The 14,982-nt window shown below is 66.1% G+C and carries 13 protein-coding genes; 5 read left to right on the top strand and 8 right to left on the bottom strand.

Features of this window, described 5'->3' with window-relative positions:
* Nucleotides 1-9: 9 nt before the first annotated feature.
* From gshA to VQ065_RS29865, 3 genes are all read right to left on the bottom strand, one after another.
* Nucleotides 10-1,593, bottom strand: coding sequence for a glutamate--cysteine ligase (gshA, locus tag VQ065_RS29875; RefSeq protein WP_003096264.1), 1,584 nt, complete (start codon nt 1,591-1,593; stop codon nt 10-12).
* Nucleotides 1,594-1,799: 206 nt separating this feature from the next.
* Nucleotides 1,800-2,162 (bottom strand): PaaI family thioesterase, encoded by a 363-nt coding sequence (locus VQ065_RS29870; protein WP_042115369.1) that lies wholly within the window; start codon nt 2,160-2,162, stop codon nt 1,800-1,802.
* Nucleotides 2,163-2,200: 38 nt separating this feature from the next.
* Nucleotides 2,201-4,540: a Tex family protein gene (locus VQ065_RS29865; RefSeq protein WP_003109989.1), complete on the bottom strand. Its 2,340-nt coding sequence runs from the start codon at nt 4,538-4,540 to the stop codon at nt 2,201-2,203.
* Nucleotides 4,541-4,728: 188 nt separating this feature from the next.
* Here VQ065_RS29865 and amgR point away from each other — a divergent pair, with 188 nt between their 5' ends.
* Nucleotides 4,729-5,472: a two-component system response regulator AmgR gene (gene amgR / locus VQ065_RS29860; protein WP_003096259.1), complete on the top strand. Its 744-nt coding sequence runs from the start codon at nt 4,729-4,731 to the stop codon at nt 5,470-5,472.
* Between the two features lie 94 nt (nt 5,473-5,566).
* A complete protein-coding gene (gene amgS / locus VQ065_RS29855) occupies nt 5,567-6,886 on the top strand; it encodes a two-component system sensor histidine kinase AmgS (RefSeq protein ID WP_003096258.1) in 1,320 nt (439 codons plus the stop codon).
* A gap of 75 nt (nt 6,887-6,961) precedes the next feature.
* Here the strand turns inward: amgS and VQ065_RS29850 are convergent, their stop codons facing one another.
* From VQ065_RS29850 to rimB, 3 genes are all read right to left on the bottom strand, one after another.
* Complete coding sequence (locus VQ065_RS29850; RefSeq protein WP_003096257.1) at nt 6,962-7,885, bottom strand: LD-carboxypeptidase; 924 nt, start codon at nt 7,883-7,885, stop codon at nt 6,962-6,964.
* A 190-nt stretch (nt 7,886-8,075) separates the two neighbouring features.
* Nucleotides 8,076-8,981, bottom strand: coding sequence for a 30S ribosomal protein S6--L-glutamate ligase (gene rimK, locus VQ065_RS29845; RefSeq protein ID WP_003096254.1), 906 nt, complete (start codon nt 8,979-8,981; stop codon nt 8,076-8,078).
* 131 nt (nt 8,982-9,112) lie between these two features.
* Nucleotides 9,113-9,613 (bottom strand): retropepsin-like aspartic endopeptidase RimB, encoded by a 501-nt coding sequence (gene rimB / locus VQ065_RS29840; RefSeq protein ID WP_003096250.1) that lies wholly within the window; start codon nt 9,611-9,613, stop codon nt 9,113-9,115.
* Nucleotides 9,614-9,756: 143 nt separating this feature from the next.
* Between rimB and VQ065_RS29835 the strand changes: the two genes are divergently transcribed.
* The gene (locus tag VQ065_RS29835) at nt 9,757-10,152 is read left to right on the top strand and encodes an RNA-binding S4 domain-containing protein (RefSeq protein WP_003120401.1); all 396 of its coding nucleotides are present in this window, start codon (nt 9,757-9,759) and stop codon (nt 10,150-10,152) included.
* Nucleotides 10,153-10,189: 37 nt separating this feature from the next.
* On the opposite strand, the gene VQ065_RS29830 is transcribed toward VQ065_RS29835, so the two are convergent.
* Nucleotides 10,190-10,993: a phosphatase PAP2 family protein gene (locus VQ065_RS29830; RefSeq protein ID WP_003096247.1), complete on the bottom strand. Its 804-nt coding sequence runs from the start codon at nt 10,991-10,993 to the stop codon at nt 10,190-10,192.
* Nucleotides 10,994-11,105: 112 nt separating this feature from the next.
* Between VQ065_RS29830 and hslO the strand changes: the two genes are divergently transcribed.
* Nucleotides 11,106-11,999: an Hsp33 family molecular chaperone HslO gene (hslO, locus tag VQ065_RS29825; protein WP_003096245.1), complete on the top strand. Its 894-nt coding sequence runs from the start codon at nt 11,106-11,108 to the stop codon at nt 11,997-11,999.
* A gap of 115 nt (nt 12,000-12,114) precedes the next feature.
* A complete protein-coding gene (locus tag VQ065_RS29820) occupies nt 12,115-13,656 on the top strand; it encodes a phosphoenolpyruvate carboxykinase (RefSeq protein WP_003096242.1) in 1,542 nt (513 codons plus the stop codon).
* A gap of 106 nt (nt 13,657-13,762) precedes the next feature.
* Here the strand turns inward: VQ065_RS29820 and VQ065_RS29815 are convergent.
* Nucleotides 13,763-14,925 (bottom strand): IS3-like element IS222 family transposase gene (locus VQ065_RS29815; RefSeq protein ID WP_086937300.1). Its coding sequence is split into 2 segments (ribosomal slippage): nt 13,763-14,670 and nt 14,670-14,925, totalling 1,164 coding nucleotides; the frame shifts between segments, so codons are not numbered across the junction.
* Nucleotides 14,926-14,982 lie beyond the last annotated feature (57 nt).

Genomic DNA, 14,982 nt, shown 5'->3' with positions numbered 1-14,982 from the left:
CGGCTTCGCTCAGTTGCTGATCAGGCCGAGGATGCTCGCCTGGTAGGCGGCGACGAAGGTATCGAAGTCGCCATCCTGGTCGCGTTCCAGCTCCGTCTGTTCGGCCAGGGAGTCGCTGGCCATCTTCTCGAAGCGTGCCTGCTCTTCGGCGGCCAGCGGATGCTGGCGGAAATACTCCGCGTGTTCGCGGCTCTGGCGCAGGGAGAACGCTTCGAAGCTCTCGCCGCGCTCGCGCATGACCTTCAGCACCTGCGCCGAAGGCGTCAGTTCGGCATCGGCCACCTTAGCCCGCTGCGCTGCCAGCGCCGCCGCGTGGGCTTCGCCGCCGCGTGCGCGGTCGAGCAGCGCCGCGGTGTCGGCGATTCGTTCGAGCAGCTCGTTGGCCCAGACCTGCAATTCCACCGGTTGGCCGCGACGTTGCAATTGCAGGCCCGGCCGCCTGCCTTCCTTGACCACGGCGAGGAAGTTGTCGGTGGCGTCGCTGCACTCGCCGTTCAGCAGCGGGCTGTCGCTGAACGCGCAGAACAGCAGGAAGGCGTCGAGGAAGCGCGCCTCGTCCAGGTCGATGCCCAGCGGCAGGAACGGGTTGATGTCCAGGCAGCGCACTTCCACGTACTGCACGCCGCGAGCGGCCAGGGCCTGCACCGGACGCTCGCCGGTGTAGGTGACGCGCTTTGGCCGGATGCTCGAGTAGTACTCGTTCTCGATCTGCAGGATGTTGGTGTTCAGCTGCACCCATTCGCCATCCTGCTTGGTGCCGACCTTCTCGTAGGGCGGGTAGGGCGTGCTGACCGCCTGGCGCAGGCTGTCGATGTAGCTCTGCAGGTCGTTGTAGCAGGGCGTCAGGCCGGCCTGGGCGTTGTTCTGGTAGCCCAGGTCGCTCATCCGCAGGCTGGTGGCGTAGGGCAGGTAGAGCGTGTGTTCGTCGAGGCGCTCCAACTGGCTCGGGCGGCCACGCAGGAAGCCGGCGTCGAGGGCCGGCGAGGCGCCGAACAGGTACATCAGCAGCCAGCTGTAGCGGCGGAAATTGCGAATCAGGGCGATGTAGGCGGCGGACTGGTAGTCGCGTTCCGATAGCTCGCTGCCTTCGGCCTGGCGCAGCAGCGGCCAGAGCCTCTCCGGCAGGGAGAAGTTGTAGTGGATGCCGGCGATGCACTGCATGGTCTTGCCGTAGCGCAGCGCCAGGCCCTTGCGGTAGACGTACTTCAGGCGGCCGATCATCGAGCTGCCGTAGCGGGCGATCGGGATGCTCTCCTCGTCCGGCAGCTCGCAGGGCATCGATGGGCTCCACAGGTATTCGCCGTCCAGCTTCGAACTGGCGAAGCGGTGGATGCGCTCGAGATCGGCCAGAGTGTCGGCGACGTCGGTTTCCGTGGGCGTGATGAACTCCAGCAAGGCCTCGGAGTAGTCGGTAGTGATCTGTGGATGGGTCAGGGTCGAACCCAGGGCCCGGGGGTGGGGGGTGAGCGCCAGCTTGCCGTCGCTATCGACTCGCAGGCATTCGCGCTCGATGCCATGCAGGCACTCGGTCAGCAGGGGCAGGTTGGCTGCGGCGCCGAGCAGAGCCAGGCGGCGGGAGAGAAGATCGCTCAAGTCGGGATTCCTTGTGATCGCGTCCCAGATCGGTCGCCCCAATATGAGGGTGGACCGAGCGGTCTACAAGAGGGAGGACGTAAATGCGTTTTCGCTTCGTCCTGGGGCCGGTCGCCGCGCCTTCGGCAGGAGCCGTCGAGGCGGGCACCCGGCACGGATCGGGATCGCCGTTGCGCGCCATTCTGCCGCATGGCGGCCGCGCCGGTTTACAACTGGGCGAAGGTACCTTGTCCTTTCGCGACCAGTTTGTCGCCTTGCCGCACCTCGGCTTCCACCACCAGGCTGCGGCGCCCGGCATGGAGGACGCGGGCGACGCAGCGCACCTCGCCGTCGGCGACGGCGCGGATGTAGTTGATCTTGCATTCCAGGGTGACGCTCTGGCGGTCGAAACCATGGGAACTGGAGCAGGCCAGCCCCATGGTCACGTCCATCAGCGAGAACAGCGCGCCGCCGTGCATGACCCCGCCGCGGTTGCGCAGGTGCGCGGCCATCGGCAGGCGTACCTCGGCGACTCCGTCGCCGAGGCTGACCGGGTCCAGGCCGACCAGTTCGCTGTAGGCGCTGATCATCTGCTCGCGGGCGGGCATCTCGCTCATGGACGGCTCCGTCACTTCTTCTTCAGTTGCTTGGCGTTGGCGAACAGCGCGGCCATGGCGTTGTTCGCCGGCGGCGCGCTCTGTCCGCGCGGGGCGCCACGCTCCTGGCGCGGCTGGCCGCCGCCGGCGGGACGCCCGCCGCGCTGGCCTTCGACCTTCTCGCCGGGGGTGTCGCTCATGCGCATGGACAGGCCGACACGGTTGCGCGGAATGTCCACTTCCATGACCTTGACCTTGACGATGTCGCCGGCCTTGACCACTTCGTACGGATCCTTGACGAACTTCTCGGACAGCGCCGAGATGTGCACCAGGCCGTCCTGGTGGACGCCGATGTCGACGAATGCGCCGAAGTTGGTGACGTTGGTCACCACGCCCTCCAGGACCATGCCCGGCTTGAGGTCCTTGAGGCTCTCGACGCCTTCCTGGAACTCTGCGGTCTTGAACTCCGGACGCGGGTCGCGGCCGGGCTTGTCGAGTTCCTTGAGGATGTCGGTGACGGTCGGCAGGCCGAAGGTCTCGTCGGTGAACTTCTTCGGGTCGAGGCGCTTGAGGAACGCCGAGTCGCCGATCAGCGAGCGGATGTCGCGCTCGGTGTCGGCGGCGATGCGCTGCACCAGCGGATAGGTCTCCGGGTGCACCGCCGAGGCGTCCAGCGGGTTGTCGCCGTTCATCACGCGGAGGAAGCCGGCGGCTTGCTCGAAGGTCTTCTCGCCCAGGCGGCTGACCTTCTTCAGCTCGTCGCGGGTGCGGAACGCGCCGTTGGCGTCGCGGTGCGCGACGATGTTCTGCGCCAGCGTCGAGTTGAGGCCGGAGATGCGTGCCAGCAGGGCGGCGGAGGCGGTGTTGACGTCGACGCCGACGGCGTTCACGCAATCCTCGACCACCGCGTCCAGGCTACGCGCCAGCTTCAGCTGGGACACGTCGTGCTGGTACTGGCCGACGCCGATCGACTTGGGCTCGATCTTCACCAGCTCCGCCAGCGGGTCCTGCAGGCGGCGGGCGATGGACACGGCGCCGCGCAGGGACACGTCCAGCTCGGGGAACTCCTTCGCCGCCAGTTCGGAGGCGGAATACACCGATGCGCCGGCCTCGCTGACCATGATCTTGGTCAGCTTCATGCCCGGATACTTCTTGATCAGTTCGCCGGCCAGCTTGTCGGTCTCGCGGCTGGCGGTGCCGTTGCCGATGGCGATCAGCTCGACCTGGTGCTTGGCGCAGAGCGCGGCGAGCACGGCGAGGGTCTGGTCCCACTGGTTCTTCGGCGCATGCGGGTAGACGGTGGCGGTGTCCAGCAGCTTGCCGGTGGCGTCGACCACCGCGACCTTGACCCCGGTGCGCAGGCCCGGGTCGAGGCCGAGGGTGGCGCGCGGGCCGGCCGGGGCGGCCAGCAGCAGGTCGTGCAGGTTGCGCGCGAACACGCTGATCGCCTCGTCCTCGGCGCCGTCGCGGAGCTCGCCGAACAGGTCGGTTTCCAGGTGGGTATAGAGCTTGACCTTCCATGTCCAGCGCACCACCTCGGCCAGCCACTTGTCGGCGGCGCGGCCCTGGTTGGACAGGCCGAAGCGCTCGGCGATCATGACCTCGCATGGGTGCAGGGTGCCCGGCGCTTCCTCGCCGACCTTCAGCGAAGCGCTGAGGACGCCTTCGTTGCGTCCGCGGAAGATTGCCAGGGCGCGGTGCGACGGGGCGCTTTTCAGCGGCTCGTCGTGTTCGAAGTAGTCGCTGAACTTGGCGCCTTCCTGTTCCTTGCCGGGGACCACGCGGGCGGTCAGGGTCGCTTCGTTCTTCATGAACACGCGCAGCTTGTCGAGCAGCGTGGCGTCTTCGGCGAAGCGCTCCATGAGGATGTACTTGGCGCCTTCCAGCACCGCCTTGACGTCGGCGAAGCCTTTCTCGGCGTCGACGAAACGCGCGGCCTCGCTTTCCGGGACCAGGGTCGGGTCGTCGAACAGTGCGTCGGCCAGCGCGCCGAGGCCGGCTTCCAGGGCGATCTGGCCCTTGGTGCGGCGCTTCTGCTTATAAGGCAGGTAGAGGTCTTCGAGACGGGTCTTGGTGTCGGCAAGCTTGATGTCGCGGGCCAGTTCGGGGGTCAGCTTGCCCTGTTCCTCGATGCTGGCGAGGATCGCGCCGCGGCGTTCTTCCAGTTCGCGCAGATAGCGCAGGCGCTCTTCCAGCATGCGCAACTGGGTATCGTCGAGGCTGCCGGTGACCTCTTTGCGGTAACGGGCGATGAAGGGAACGGTGGAGCCTTCGTCGAGCAGGGCGACGGCAGCGGCGACTTGCTGCGGTTGAACGCGGCCGGAGGGCAGTGCGGAGAGCTCTTCGGCGATACGGGTGTTGATGCTGTCCATTGATCCACCTGGTAAAACGAACGAAAACGGGCCGTGTAGACAACGCCCCGCCGCAAAAGCGCCGCATTATACCTGCCAAGTTTCGCCTTGGAGGGCGGCTGGTCGGGGAAAAATCTGCTAACAATGGACAGTCCGGCCCAGCCGCTACCTGGGCGATAATGCCCGCCTGACTCATTCTGGGAGTTTCTATGTCGAACCCTGCCGCCCTGGCCGAAGGTGAAAAGATCCTCGTCGTCGACGACGACGCCCGCCTGCGCCGCCTGCTCGAACGTTTCCTCGACGAGCAGGGCTACCGCGTCCGTGCGGTGGAGAACACCGAGCAGATGGATCGCCTTCTATCCCGCGAACTGTTCCAGCTGGTTGTGCTCGACCTGATGCTTCCCGGCGAGGACGGCCTCACTGCCTGCCGCCGCCTGCGCGAACAGAACAACCAGGTGCCGATCATCATGCTCACCGCCAAGGGCGACGAGGGCAGCCGCATCCAGGGCCTGGAACTGGGCGCCGACGACTACCTGGCCAAGCCGTTCAACCCGCGCGAACTGCTGGCGCGGATCAAGGCCGTGCTGCGCCGCCAGGCACCGCTGGTGCCCGGCGCGCCTGCCGGTGCCGACGAGGTGGTGACCTTCGGCGACTACCAGCTGTTCCTCGCCACCCGCGAACTGAAGAAGGGCGACGAGGTACACATGCTGACCACCGGCGAGTTCGCCGTGCTCAAGGCCCTGGTGCAGCACGCCCGCGAACCGCTGACCCGGGACAAGCTGATGAACCTCGCCCGTGGCCGCGAGTGGGATGCCCTGGAGCGTTCCATCGACGTGCAGATCTCGCGCCTGCGCCGGCTGATCGAGCCGGACCCGTCCAAGCCGCGCTATATCCAGACGGTCTGGGGCGTCGGCTACGTGTTCGTGCCGGACGGCAACGCGCGCAAGGCCTGAGTCTCCGCGCGGCCGGTGCAGCGATGCACCGGCCGCGTCGTCTTACCCGCAACAGGCGTCGGCCCCGTCCGCCGGCGCGCAACCGGTCCGATCGATGAAAACGCCGCTCTGGTTCCCGCAAAGCTTCTTCGCCCGCACCCTCTGGCTGGTGCTGATCGTCGTGCTGTTCTCCAAGGCGCTGACCCTGGTCTACCTGCTGATGAACGAGGACGTGATCGTCGACCGCCAGTACAGCCACGGCGCGGCGCTGACCATCCGCGCGTTCTGGGCTGCCGACGAGGAGTCGCGCGCGGCCATCGCCAAGGCTTCCGGCCTGCGCTGGGTGCCGAGCAGCGCCGACCAGCCCGGCGAGCAGCACTGGCCGTACACGGAAATCTTCCAGCGGCAGATGCAGATGGAGCTGGGGCCGGATACCGAGACCCGCCTGCGTATCCACCAGCCGTCGCAGCTCTGGGTGCGCGCACCGAGCCTCGGCGAAGGCTGGCTGGCGGTGCCGCTGTATCCGCATCCCTTGCGTGGCCAACGGATCTGGAGCGTGCTCGGCTGGTTCCTCGGCATCGGCCTGCTCTCCACCGCCGCCGCCTGGATCTTCGTCCGCCAGCTCAGCCAGCCGCTCAAGCGCCTGGTGGTCGCCGCACGCCAGTTCGGCCAGGGGCGCAGCGTGCGCCTGCCGCTGGGACCGGAGACGCCGAGTGAAATGGCCGAGGTGTATCGCGCCTTCAACCAGATGGCCGAGGACATCGAGCAGGGCGGGCGCGAACGCGAATTGATGTTGGCCGGTGTCTCCCACGACCTGCGCACCCCGCTGACGCGCCTGCGCCTGTCGCTGGAGTTGCTGCCGGAGAGCGAACGGGAGATGGTCGAGGACATGATCCGCGACATCGAGGACATGGACGCGATCCTCGACCAGTTCCTCGCCTTCATCCGCGACGGCCGCGACGAGCCGGTGGAGGAGGGCGACCTGACCGACCTGGTGCGCGAGGTCGTGGCGCCGTTCAACCAGACTCGCGAGCAGGTGCGCATGGCCTTGCAACCGGTACCGGCGATGCCGTTGCGGCGTGTGTCGATGAAGCGTCTGCTGGGCAACCTGATCGACAATGCCCTGAACCACGGCGGCGGTTCGGTGGAGGTGGCCAGCTACGTGGCCGGCGAAAGCGCGGCGCCCTACGTGGTGCTGAGCGTGCTCGATCGCGGCCAGGGCATCGATCCCGCGGAAGTGGACAGCATCTTCAATCCCTTCATCCGTGGCGACAAGGCGCGTGGCGGCAAGGGCACCGGCCTCGGCCTGGCGATCGTCAAGCGCATCGCCGCCCAGCACGGCGGCAGCGTCGAACTGCGCAACCGCGATGGCGGCGGCCTGGAAGCGCGGGTCTGCCTGCCGCTGGGGTTGCTGCTGCCGCGCGGCGCGGCCTGATACCCGACGGGTTTGTGCCGTTCCAGCGGCACTTCCCGCCCCTCTCGCGCTTACGGAGAAGGGCGCGCCCCGTCCCTACCAGCGCAACCGGTTTCCCTCGAGCACCGCGGTCTTCCCGTAAGGCCAGGCTCGGTTCTGCGCACCATGCCCGCTGGGCAGGTGGTGGTAGAGCGGCACCTCGATGGCGGCGGCGTATTCGCCGAAGATCCGCTCCAGGCTGTGGGCGACTTCCTTGCGCGGGCAATCGGTGAACGAGCCCAGGCAGATCGCGCCGAGCTGGCGCGCGTCGATGCTTTCGAGCAATTGCCAGAGGCTGCGCTCCAGGCGGTAGTAGGGTTCGCCGACGTCCTCCAGGACCAGGATCGACCCCGCCGGGGCGTGCAGGCCGCCGAGTGTGCCGGCCATGCAGGCCAGGGCGGTGAGGTTGCCGCCGATCAGCGCGCCTTCGACGCGTTGCTTGTGTCCGCCGAGGTGCTGCACCGGGAGTTCATGGTCGATTCCGGCCAGCAAGCGGCTGACCGAGGCCAGAGAGGCTAGCCGCTCCTGCTGCTCGCGGGGGGCGCTCAGCGGCGACAGACCGAGTCCGGTGGCCACCGGGCCGTGGATCGCAGGCAGGCCGTGGCGGTGGAAAGCGCTGAGCAACACCGAGATGTCGGAGAAACCGATCAGTGGTCGCGGAGAGGCCGCCTGCAGGCGCCCCCAGTCCAGGCCCGGCAGCAACTGGCCGCAGCCGTAGCCGCCGCGCAGGCACCAGACCGCGGTGATGTCCGGCATGTCGAAGGCGTTGTGCAGGTCTTCCAGGCGCTGCTCGACCGTCCCGGCGAGGTAGCGGTAGCGGGCTTCGACGTGGCGGCCGAGATGGTAGTCCACGCCGTGCACTTCCAGTTGCCGCAGGGTCGCCTCCAGCACCTCGGTGGCGATGGCCGAGGCTGGCGCGATCAGCGCCACCCGGCCGTCGATGGGCTGCCAGGTCTGGTCGGAGGAAGGACGAGAGGTCATGCGGCGATTCCGTGAAGCGTCAGGAAAGGATTCGAGTGCCGGAAGAGCTCAGGGTTCGGCGGGGTTTCCGGCATCGGTTGCGGCGGTGCTTCATTCAAGCGTGGCATGGACCTTCTGTCGAGGCCGGGATCGCCAGCGTAATGCGGTGCGTCCGATGGGCTGGGACAACGCATGCGTTGTCTGGTCCGGCTCACCCCTTTCCCTTCGTCCTGGCCAGGTGGGGGCCGCCGTTCTTTTCCAGGTACTGGATGATGATCCCGGCGATGTCCTTGCCGGTGGTGGATTCGATACCTTCCAGGCCCGGCGAGGAGTTCACCTCCATTACCAGCGGACCATGGTTGGAGCGCAGGATGTCCACCCCGGCGACGTTCAGGCCCATCACGCGGGCGGCGCGGATGGCGGTCATGCGTTCTTCCGGGGTGATCTTGATCAGGCTGGCGCTGCCGCCTCGGTGCAGGTTGGAGCGGAACTCGCCGGGCGCTGCCTGGCGCTTCATCGAGGCGATCACCTTGTCGCCGACCACGAAGCAGCGGATGTCGGCGCCGCCGGCTTCCTTTATGTACTCCTGGACCATGATGTTGTGCTTGAGCCCCATGAAAGCCTCGAGCACCGATTCGGCGGCCTTCTCGGTTTCGCAGAGGACCACGCCGATGCCCTGGGTGCCCTCCAGCAGCTTGATCACCAGCGGTGCGCCACCGACCATCTCGATCAGGTCCGGGACATCGTCCGGGGAGTGGGCGAAGCCGGTCACCGGCAGGCCGATGCCCTTGCGCGAGAGCAGTTGCAGCGAGCGCAGCTTGTCCCGCGAGCGAGCGATGGCGACCGACTCGTTGAGCGGGAACACGCCCATCATCTCGAACTGGCGCAATACCGCGCAGCCGTAGAAGGTCACCGAGGCGCCGATGCGCGGGATCACCGCGTCGAAGCCTTCCAGCGGTTGTCCCCGGTAGTGGATCTGCGGCTTGTGGCTGGCGATGTTCATGTAGGCGCGCAGCGTATCGATGACCACCATTTCATGGCCGCGCTCCCGCCCGGCCTCCACCAGGCGACGGGTCGAGTAGAGCCGGGGATTGCGCGACAGCACGGCGATTTTCATTCAGCACCTGTGGATGGGTTGGACCGGCTGGCGGGCAGCGGCGGCGAGGCTGTGGGTTGTCGTCGCGGCAGGCATCGGACCGGCCGTTTCGGGAATGGATGGAGGTTGGACAGGTGCTGCCGGCGAATGGCTCAAACCGGGCTCCCGTCGAGCAGGTCGATGCTCGTCGCCGCGGGCAGGGCGGCCGGCGACTCGGGACGATCCTGGACGTAGGCCAGGGCCGGGTTGACCACCAGTTGCCCGGCGATCAGCGCCTTGGAGCCGAGCAGCACGCGATAGCGCATGGACTTGCGGCAGGCCAGGGTGAACTCTACCGGCCACATGCGATCGCCCAGCGCCAGGGTGGTGCGGATCACGTAGCGGGTCTGGGCCTGGCCGTTGGAGCTGCGAATGCTCTTGCGCGCGACCATCGGCGCTTCGCAACGGTGCCGGCGCTGCACCAGCGTGCCGAGGTGGGCGGTGAAGCGCACCCACTTCTCGCCGTCGCGCTCGAAGGGAACGATGTCCGAGGCATGCAGGCTGGAGGTGCTGGCGCCGGTGTCGATCTTCGCGCGCAGCCCGACCATGCCCAGTTCGGGAAAGGCGATCCACTCGCGCAGACCGATGACGGAAAGCTGGTCGAATGTCTTCACGGGTAGGCATTCCAGGCGTTTTGCCGGCATTCTAGCAGGGCTATGGGCGGCCGCCAGACGGCTGCCCGAGGATGCCGAAGACGAACCTAGCGGCTGTCGATGACAGTCGCGAGACAGCGGCGGAACGAATACGGGAAATGCCAGTGAGCGAGAAAGACGACGACAAGGTGCGCCTGGACAAGTGGCTCTGGGCGGCGCGCTTCTTCAAGACCCGGGCGCTGGCCAAGGCCGCGATAGAGGGCGGCAAGGTGCATTGCCGGGGCGAGCGGTGCAAGCCGAGCAAGGAACCCAGGGTAGGGGAGGAGTTGACCATTCGTACGGGCTTCGACGAGCGAACCGTGACCATTCGCGCGCTTTCCGTAGTCCGGCGTGGCGCGCCGGAGGCCCAGGCTCTCTACGAGGAAACCGCGGACAGCGTGGCAAGCCGCGAGCGCGCGGCGGCCATGCGCAAGGCCGGGGCGCTGGGCGTACAGACAGAGGGGCGGCCGAGCAAGAAGCAGCGGCGGCAGATCCACCAGTTGCGCGGCGGCCAGGACTGAGAAGCGCCGGTCTCCCGCAGGGGAGACCGGGATGGCCTCAGGCCGAGTCGCGGACCACGCCGAGGCGGCCGATCAGCGGCAATTTCGCCAGCAGGCGGAACAGCGGTTCGGTCACCTGCACCAGCCAGCCGCTGGCCTTCGCCGCCAGCGGTGTGTAGCAGCCCCAGGCGAGGGCCAGCAGGGCCATCTGCAGGCCGCCGATGTAGTCGTCCTGGCCCCAGTGCGCGCCGGCTACCAGGCGCGGCATCATGAACAGCACGGCCAGGGTCCAGATCAGCAGGAACTGCCCGGCGCGGCGAGCGAACAGCGACATGAACAGCGCCCAGACCAGCAGCACCGAGGCGTGGTCGCCGGGGAAGCTGCGCTTGGAGCGGTCCTTGATTTCCCACACGCGTTCCCAGTCCGGGAAGTGGTCGCTGAGGTGGATGGCCTTGTCCATCAGCATCGACAGGCTGGCGTGCTGCCAGTGCAGATGGTGGGCGATCTTCGCGTAGAGCACGCGGATCACCACCAGGATCAGCAGGGTCACGATGAAGCCGAAGGTCAGCCGCCGTACCTGGTTCGCCGGCAGCAGCCAGTCGCCGCGAATCAGCAGGCAGAGCAGGATCACTCCGACCACCGCGTCGAACGGTCGGGTACTGAGCAGGCCCCAGAGTTTCAGCCAGGTTTCGTTGAGGGCGAGGGAGCCGTTGAGCTTGTCGAAGAGCCAGAAGTCGAAGCCGTTCATCAGCTCGCGGGTGGGGCCCCAGAGCCACAGGATCAGCAGCAGGAGCGCCAGAAGATGACAGGTGGCGAACTTGCGCCATTGCCAGGCCGCTTGGAACGGAGAGGCATTATCCATAAAATCGTTTCCCCCTATCGGCGCCGGGTCGGCGTACGACTGTCACGAAGCGCGCTTTTATAGGCCTTTGTCACTCACTTGTCATTCCCTCATTCGTAGCGTTGTGTCCCGCATGTCCCATTCAGATCAGAGCCAGCGTTTCCTTTTCGACGATACCGACGTGCGCGGCGAGATGGTCGATCTCGAGCGCAGCTACAGCGAAGTGCTGGCCAAACATCCCTATCCGGAACCGGTCGCGCAGCTGCTCGGGGAGATGCTCGCGGCGGCCTCGCTGCTCTGCGGCACGCTCAAGTTCGACGGCCTGCTGGTATTGCAGGCGCGCTCCAGCGGCGCGGTTCCGCTGTTGATGGTGGAGTGTTCCAGCGACCGCCAGGTGCGTGGCCTGGCCCGCTATTCGGCGGAGTCCATCGGCGCCGACGCCGGCATGCAGGAACTGATGCCCGAAGGCGTGCTGACCCTCACCGTGGACCCGGTCAAGGGCCAGCGCTACCAGGGGATCGTCGCCCTGGAGGGGGTGAACCTGGCGGAATGCCTGTCCAACTACTTCGCCAGCTCGGAACAGCTGCCGACCCGTTTCTGGCTCAACGCCAACGGCCGCCGCGCCCGCGGCCTGCTGCTGCAGCAGCTTCCCGCCGACCGCCTGAAGGACCCCGAGGCCCGCGAGGCCAGTTGGCAGCACCTGACCACCCTGGCCGACACGCTGACCGCCGAAGAGCTGCTGGCGCTGGACAACGAGACCGTCCTGCACCGCCTCTACCACGAGGAAACCGTGCGCCTGTTCGAGCCGCAACCGCTGGTCTTCCATTGCAGTTGCTCGCGGGAACGTTCGGCCAACGCCCTGGTCAGTCTCGGGCAGGCCGACTGCGAGCGGCTGCTCGAGGAGGAAGAAGGCTCGATCAGCATCGACTGCCAGTTCTGCAACCAGCGCTACCTGTTCGACGCCTCCGACGTCGCCCAGTTGTTCGCTGGCGCTGGCAGCCAGGGGCCTTCCGAGACCCGCCACTGACGATTTTTCATCCAGCGGGCTTTTCTGGCATAATCCCGCCACTTTTTTCCTGTAGTGAGTTTTTTGAAGCGCTACGAAGTTTGGAGGACTCGGCCTCTGGCCGACGGGGAACCACATGACGCAAGCCAACAACGCCGTGTACACCGATATCAGCGCCGCCCAACTGGTAGAAGAAGCCATTCGCCGCGGTGAGGGCGAACTGGCCGCCAACGGCTCGCTGGTCGTACGCACCGGCCATCGTACCGGCCGTTCGCCGGTCGACCGTTTCATCGTCGAAGAGCCGAGCACCAAGGACGCGATCGCCTGGGGCAACATCAACCGTCCGTTCCCGGCCGACAAGTTCGATGCGCTGTGGGCCCGCGTGGAAGCGTTCAACAACGCCCAGGACCATTTCGTTTCCCATGTTCATGTAGGTTCCGCCGAGGCTTACTACCTGCCGGTGAAGATGACCACCGCTACCGCCTGGCAGAATCTGTTCGGCCGTTGCCTGTTCATCGAGCCGGAGCAGTACAACCCGGCCGGCAAGGACGAGTGGCAGGTCCTCAATGTCGCCAACTTCGAATGCGTGCCCGAGCGCGACGGCACCAACTCCGACGGTTGCGTGATCCTCAATTTCGCCCAGAAGAAAGTGCTGATCGCAGGCATGCGCTATGCCGGCGAGATGAAGAAAGCCATGTTCTCCGTGCAGAACTTCCTGCTGCCCGAGCGCGACGTGCTGCCGATGCACTGCGCTGCCAACATCGGCGAAGCGGGCGATGTGACCCTGTTCTTCGGCCTGTCCGGCACCGGCAAGACCACCCTGTCCGCCGATGAAAGCCGTTACCTGATCGGTGACGACGAGCACGGCTGGGGCGAGGGCGTGGTGTTCAACGTCGAAGGCGGTTGCTATGCCAAGTGCATCGACCTGTCCGAGAAGAACGAGCCGGTCATCTGGAAAGCCATCAAGTTCGGCGCCGTGCTGGAGAACGTGGTTCTCGACGAAGAGCGTGTGCCCGACTACGCCGACGACAGCCTGACCCAGAACAGCCGCGCCGCCTACCCGCTGGAGCACGTCGAGAAGCGTTCGGAGAAGAACCTCGGCGGCGAGCCCAACGCGGTGATCTTCCTGACCTGCGACCTGACCGGCGTACTGCCGCCGGTATCGATCCTGAACAACGAGCAGGCAGCCTACCACTTCCTGTCCGGCTACACCGCGCTGGTCGGCTCCACCGAGATGGGTTCCGGCGGCGGCATCAAGTCGACCTTCTCCACCTGCTTCGGCGCTCCCTTCTTCCCGCGTCCGGCCGGTGTCTACGCCGAGCTGCTGATCAAGCGTATCAAGGCCTTCGGCTCCAAGGTCTACCTGGTCAACACCGGCTGGACCGGCGGTGGCTACGGCGTCGGCAAGCGCTTCAACATCCCGACCACCCGTGGCGTGATCGCGGCGATCCAGAGCGGCGCGCTGATCGGCGCGGAAACCGAGCACCTGGACATCATCAACCTGGACGTGCCGAAGGCCGTTCCGGGCGTCGAGACCAATCTGCTCAACCCGCGCAACACCTGGGCTGACAAGGCTGCCTACGACGAGGCGGCGAAGGGCCTGGCCAAGCAGTTCATCGAAAACTTCAAGAAATTCGAGGTTTCCGATGCGATCAAGGCCGCCGGCCCGCAGCTGTAAGCACGTTTCGGCACCATGAAAAAAACCGCCTTCGGGCGGTTTTTTCATGGGCGAACGTCAGGGGTAGGTGACGGTGATCAGGTAGTTGCCGGAGCGACTGTAGTGGTCAACCCATCCCGGACAGTGGGTTGAGTTTTTCTTCGGCCACCGCAGGTGGTAACCCGTCGTTGAATTGATGCGGCCTGATCCAGTTGTAGCGGTGCATCAAGTAATGACTGATGTCCCGTTGGGCCTCCTGCGCCGTCAGGTAACCCGTTGACGGGACCCACTCCGACTTCAGACTGCGGAACAGGCGCTCCATCGGCGAGTTATCCCAGCAATTCCCTCGGCGACTCATGCTCTGCTGCATCCGATAGCGCCAGAGCCGTTGCCGAAACAGGCGGCTGGCGTACTGGCTGCCCTGGTCTGAATGGAACAGCACCTGCTGTGGCTTGCCGCGCTGTTCGTAGGCCATGTCCAGGGCCTTGATCACCAGTTCGGCATCCGGCTTGGCCGAGAACGCCCAGCCGATCACCCGCCGGGTATGCAGATCCAGCACCGCGGCCAGGTAGTGCCAACGGCCTTGCGCCCAGACGTAGGTGATGTCGCCACACCACACCTGATTGGGATGCTCGGTCGCGAATTCGCGGTTCAGCCGATTCGGGATATCCGGCCGCTCAACCGTGGCCTGTTTGTAGGCGTGCGAGCCCGGTTGCTTGCTGACCAGGCCCAGCTCACGCATCAACCGACGCACTCGGAAACGGCCGATGGTCACGCCCTCTTCGCGCAGCATGCCCAGAATGCTGCGGCTGCCGGCCGAGCCCCGACTCTGGCTGAACAACTGGTTGACTTGGCTGCGTAGCGCCACGCGGCGAGCATCGACACGCCGCCGTCGAAGACGGTGGACGTAGTAGCAAGACCGCGCCACATCGAAAGCTGAACAGACCACTTCCACCGACTCCTGCTCACTCAACTGGTCTATCAGCGCGTACGATCGAGTTCGTCCGACATCAAGAGAGCGGTAGCCTTTTTTAATATCGCTTTCTCCCGCTCCAATCGGTTGATCCGGGCTTCCAGCTCCTGGATCTTTTGCTGCTCAGGCGTCAACGCCTTGCTCTTCGGGGTCACACCCTGGCGCTCCGCCTCGAGCTGCTTCACCCAACGGCGCAAGGCCGAATCCACCACCCCCAGCGAACGGCAGGCGTCGATATGGCTGTAGCCTTGGTCCAACACCAGGGCCGCGGCCTCTCGTTTGAACTCGGCGGAAAACGTACGTCGTTGCTTGCTCATCAGACACCTCTCTCACGGCGAGGATTCTCGCCTAAATCGGTGTCCGGGATCAGTAGA

The sequence above is a fragment of the Pseudomonas sp. KBN10P06128 genome, from assembly GCF_037574945.1.
GTDB lineage: Bacteria > Pseudomonadota > Gammaproteobacteria > Pseudomonadales > Pseudomonadaceae > Pseudomonas > Pseudomonas aeruginosa.
Note: the sequence above shows the minus strand (reverse complement) of the source record. Positions and strands in the feature narration are given on the sequence as shown.

What these genes read in the sequence shown, in the direction of transcription:
- amgR (WP_003096259.1), top strand. Translation starts at nt 4,729, where the DNA reads ATGTCGAACCCTGCCGCCCTGGCCGAAGGTGAAAAGATCCTCGTCGTC.
- amgS (WP_003096258.1), top strand. Translation starts at nt 5,567, where the DNA reads ATGAAAACGCCGCTCTGGTTCCCGCAAAGCTTCTTCGCCCGCACCCTC.
- VQ065_RS29870 (WP_042115369.1), bottom strand. Translation starts at nt 2,162, where the DNA reads ATGATCAGCGCCTACAGCGAACTGGTCGGCCTGGACCCGGTCAGCCTC.
- VQ065_RS29820 (WP_003096242.1), top strand. Translation starts at nt 12,115, where the DNA reads ATGACGCAAGCCAACAACGCCGTGTACACCGATATCAGCGCCGCCCAA.
- VQ065_RS29830 (WP_003096247.1), bottom strand. Translation starts at nt 10,993, where the DNA reads ATGGATAATGCCTCTCCGTTCCAAGCGGCCTGGCAATGGCGCAAGTTC.
- hslO (WP_003096245.1), top strand. Translation starts at nt 11,106, where the DNA reads ATGTCCCATTCAGATCAGAGCCAGCGTTTCCTTTTCGACGATACCGAC.
- VQ065_RS29850 (WP_003096257.1), bottom strand. Translation starts at nt 7,885, where the DNA reads ATGACCTCTCGTCCTTCCTCCGACCAGACCTGGCAGCCCATCGACGGC.
- rimK (WP_003096254.1), bottom strand. Translation starts at nt 8,981, where the DNA reads ATGAAAATCGCCGTGCTGTCGCGCAATCCCCGGCTCTACTCGACCCGT.
- VQ065_RS29865 (WP_003109989.1), bottom strand. Translation starts at nt 4,540, where the DNA reads ATGGACAGCATCAACACCCGTATCGCCGAAGAGCTCTCCGCACTGCCC.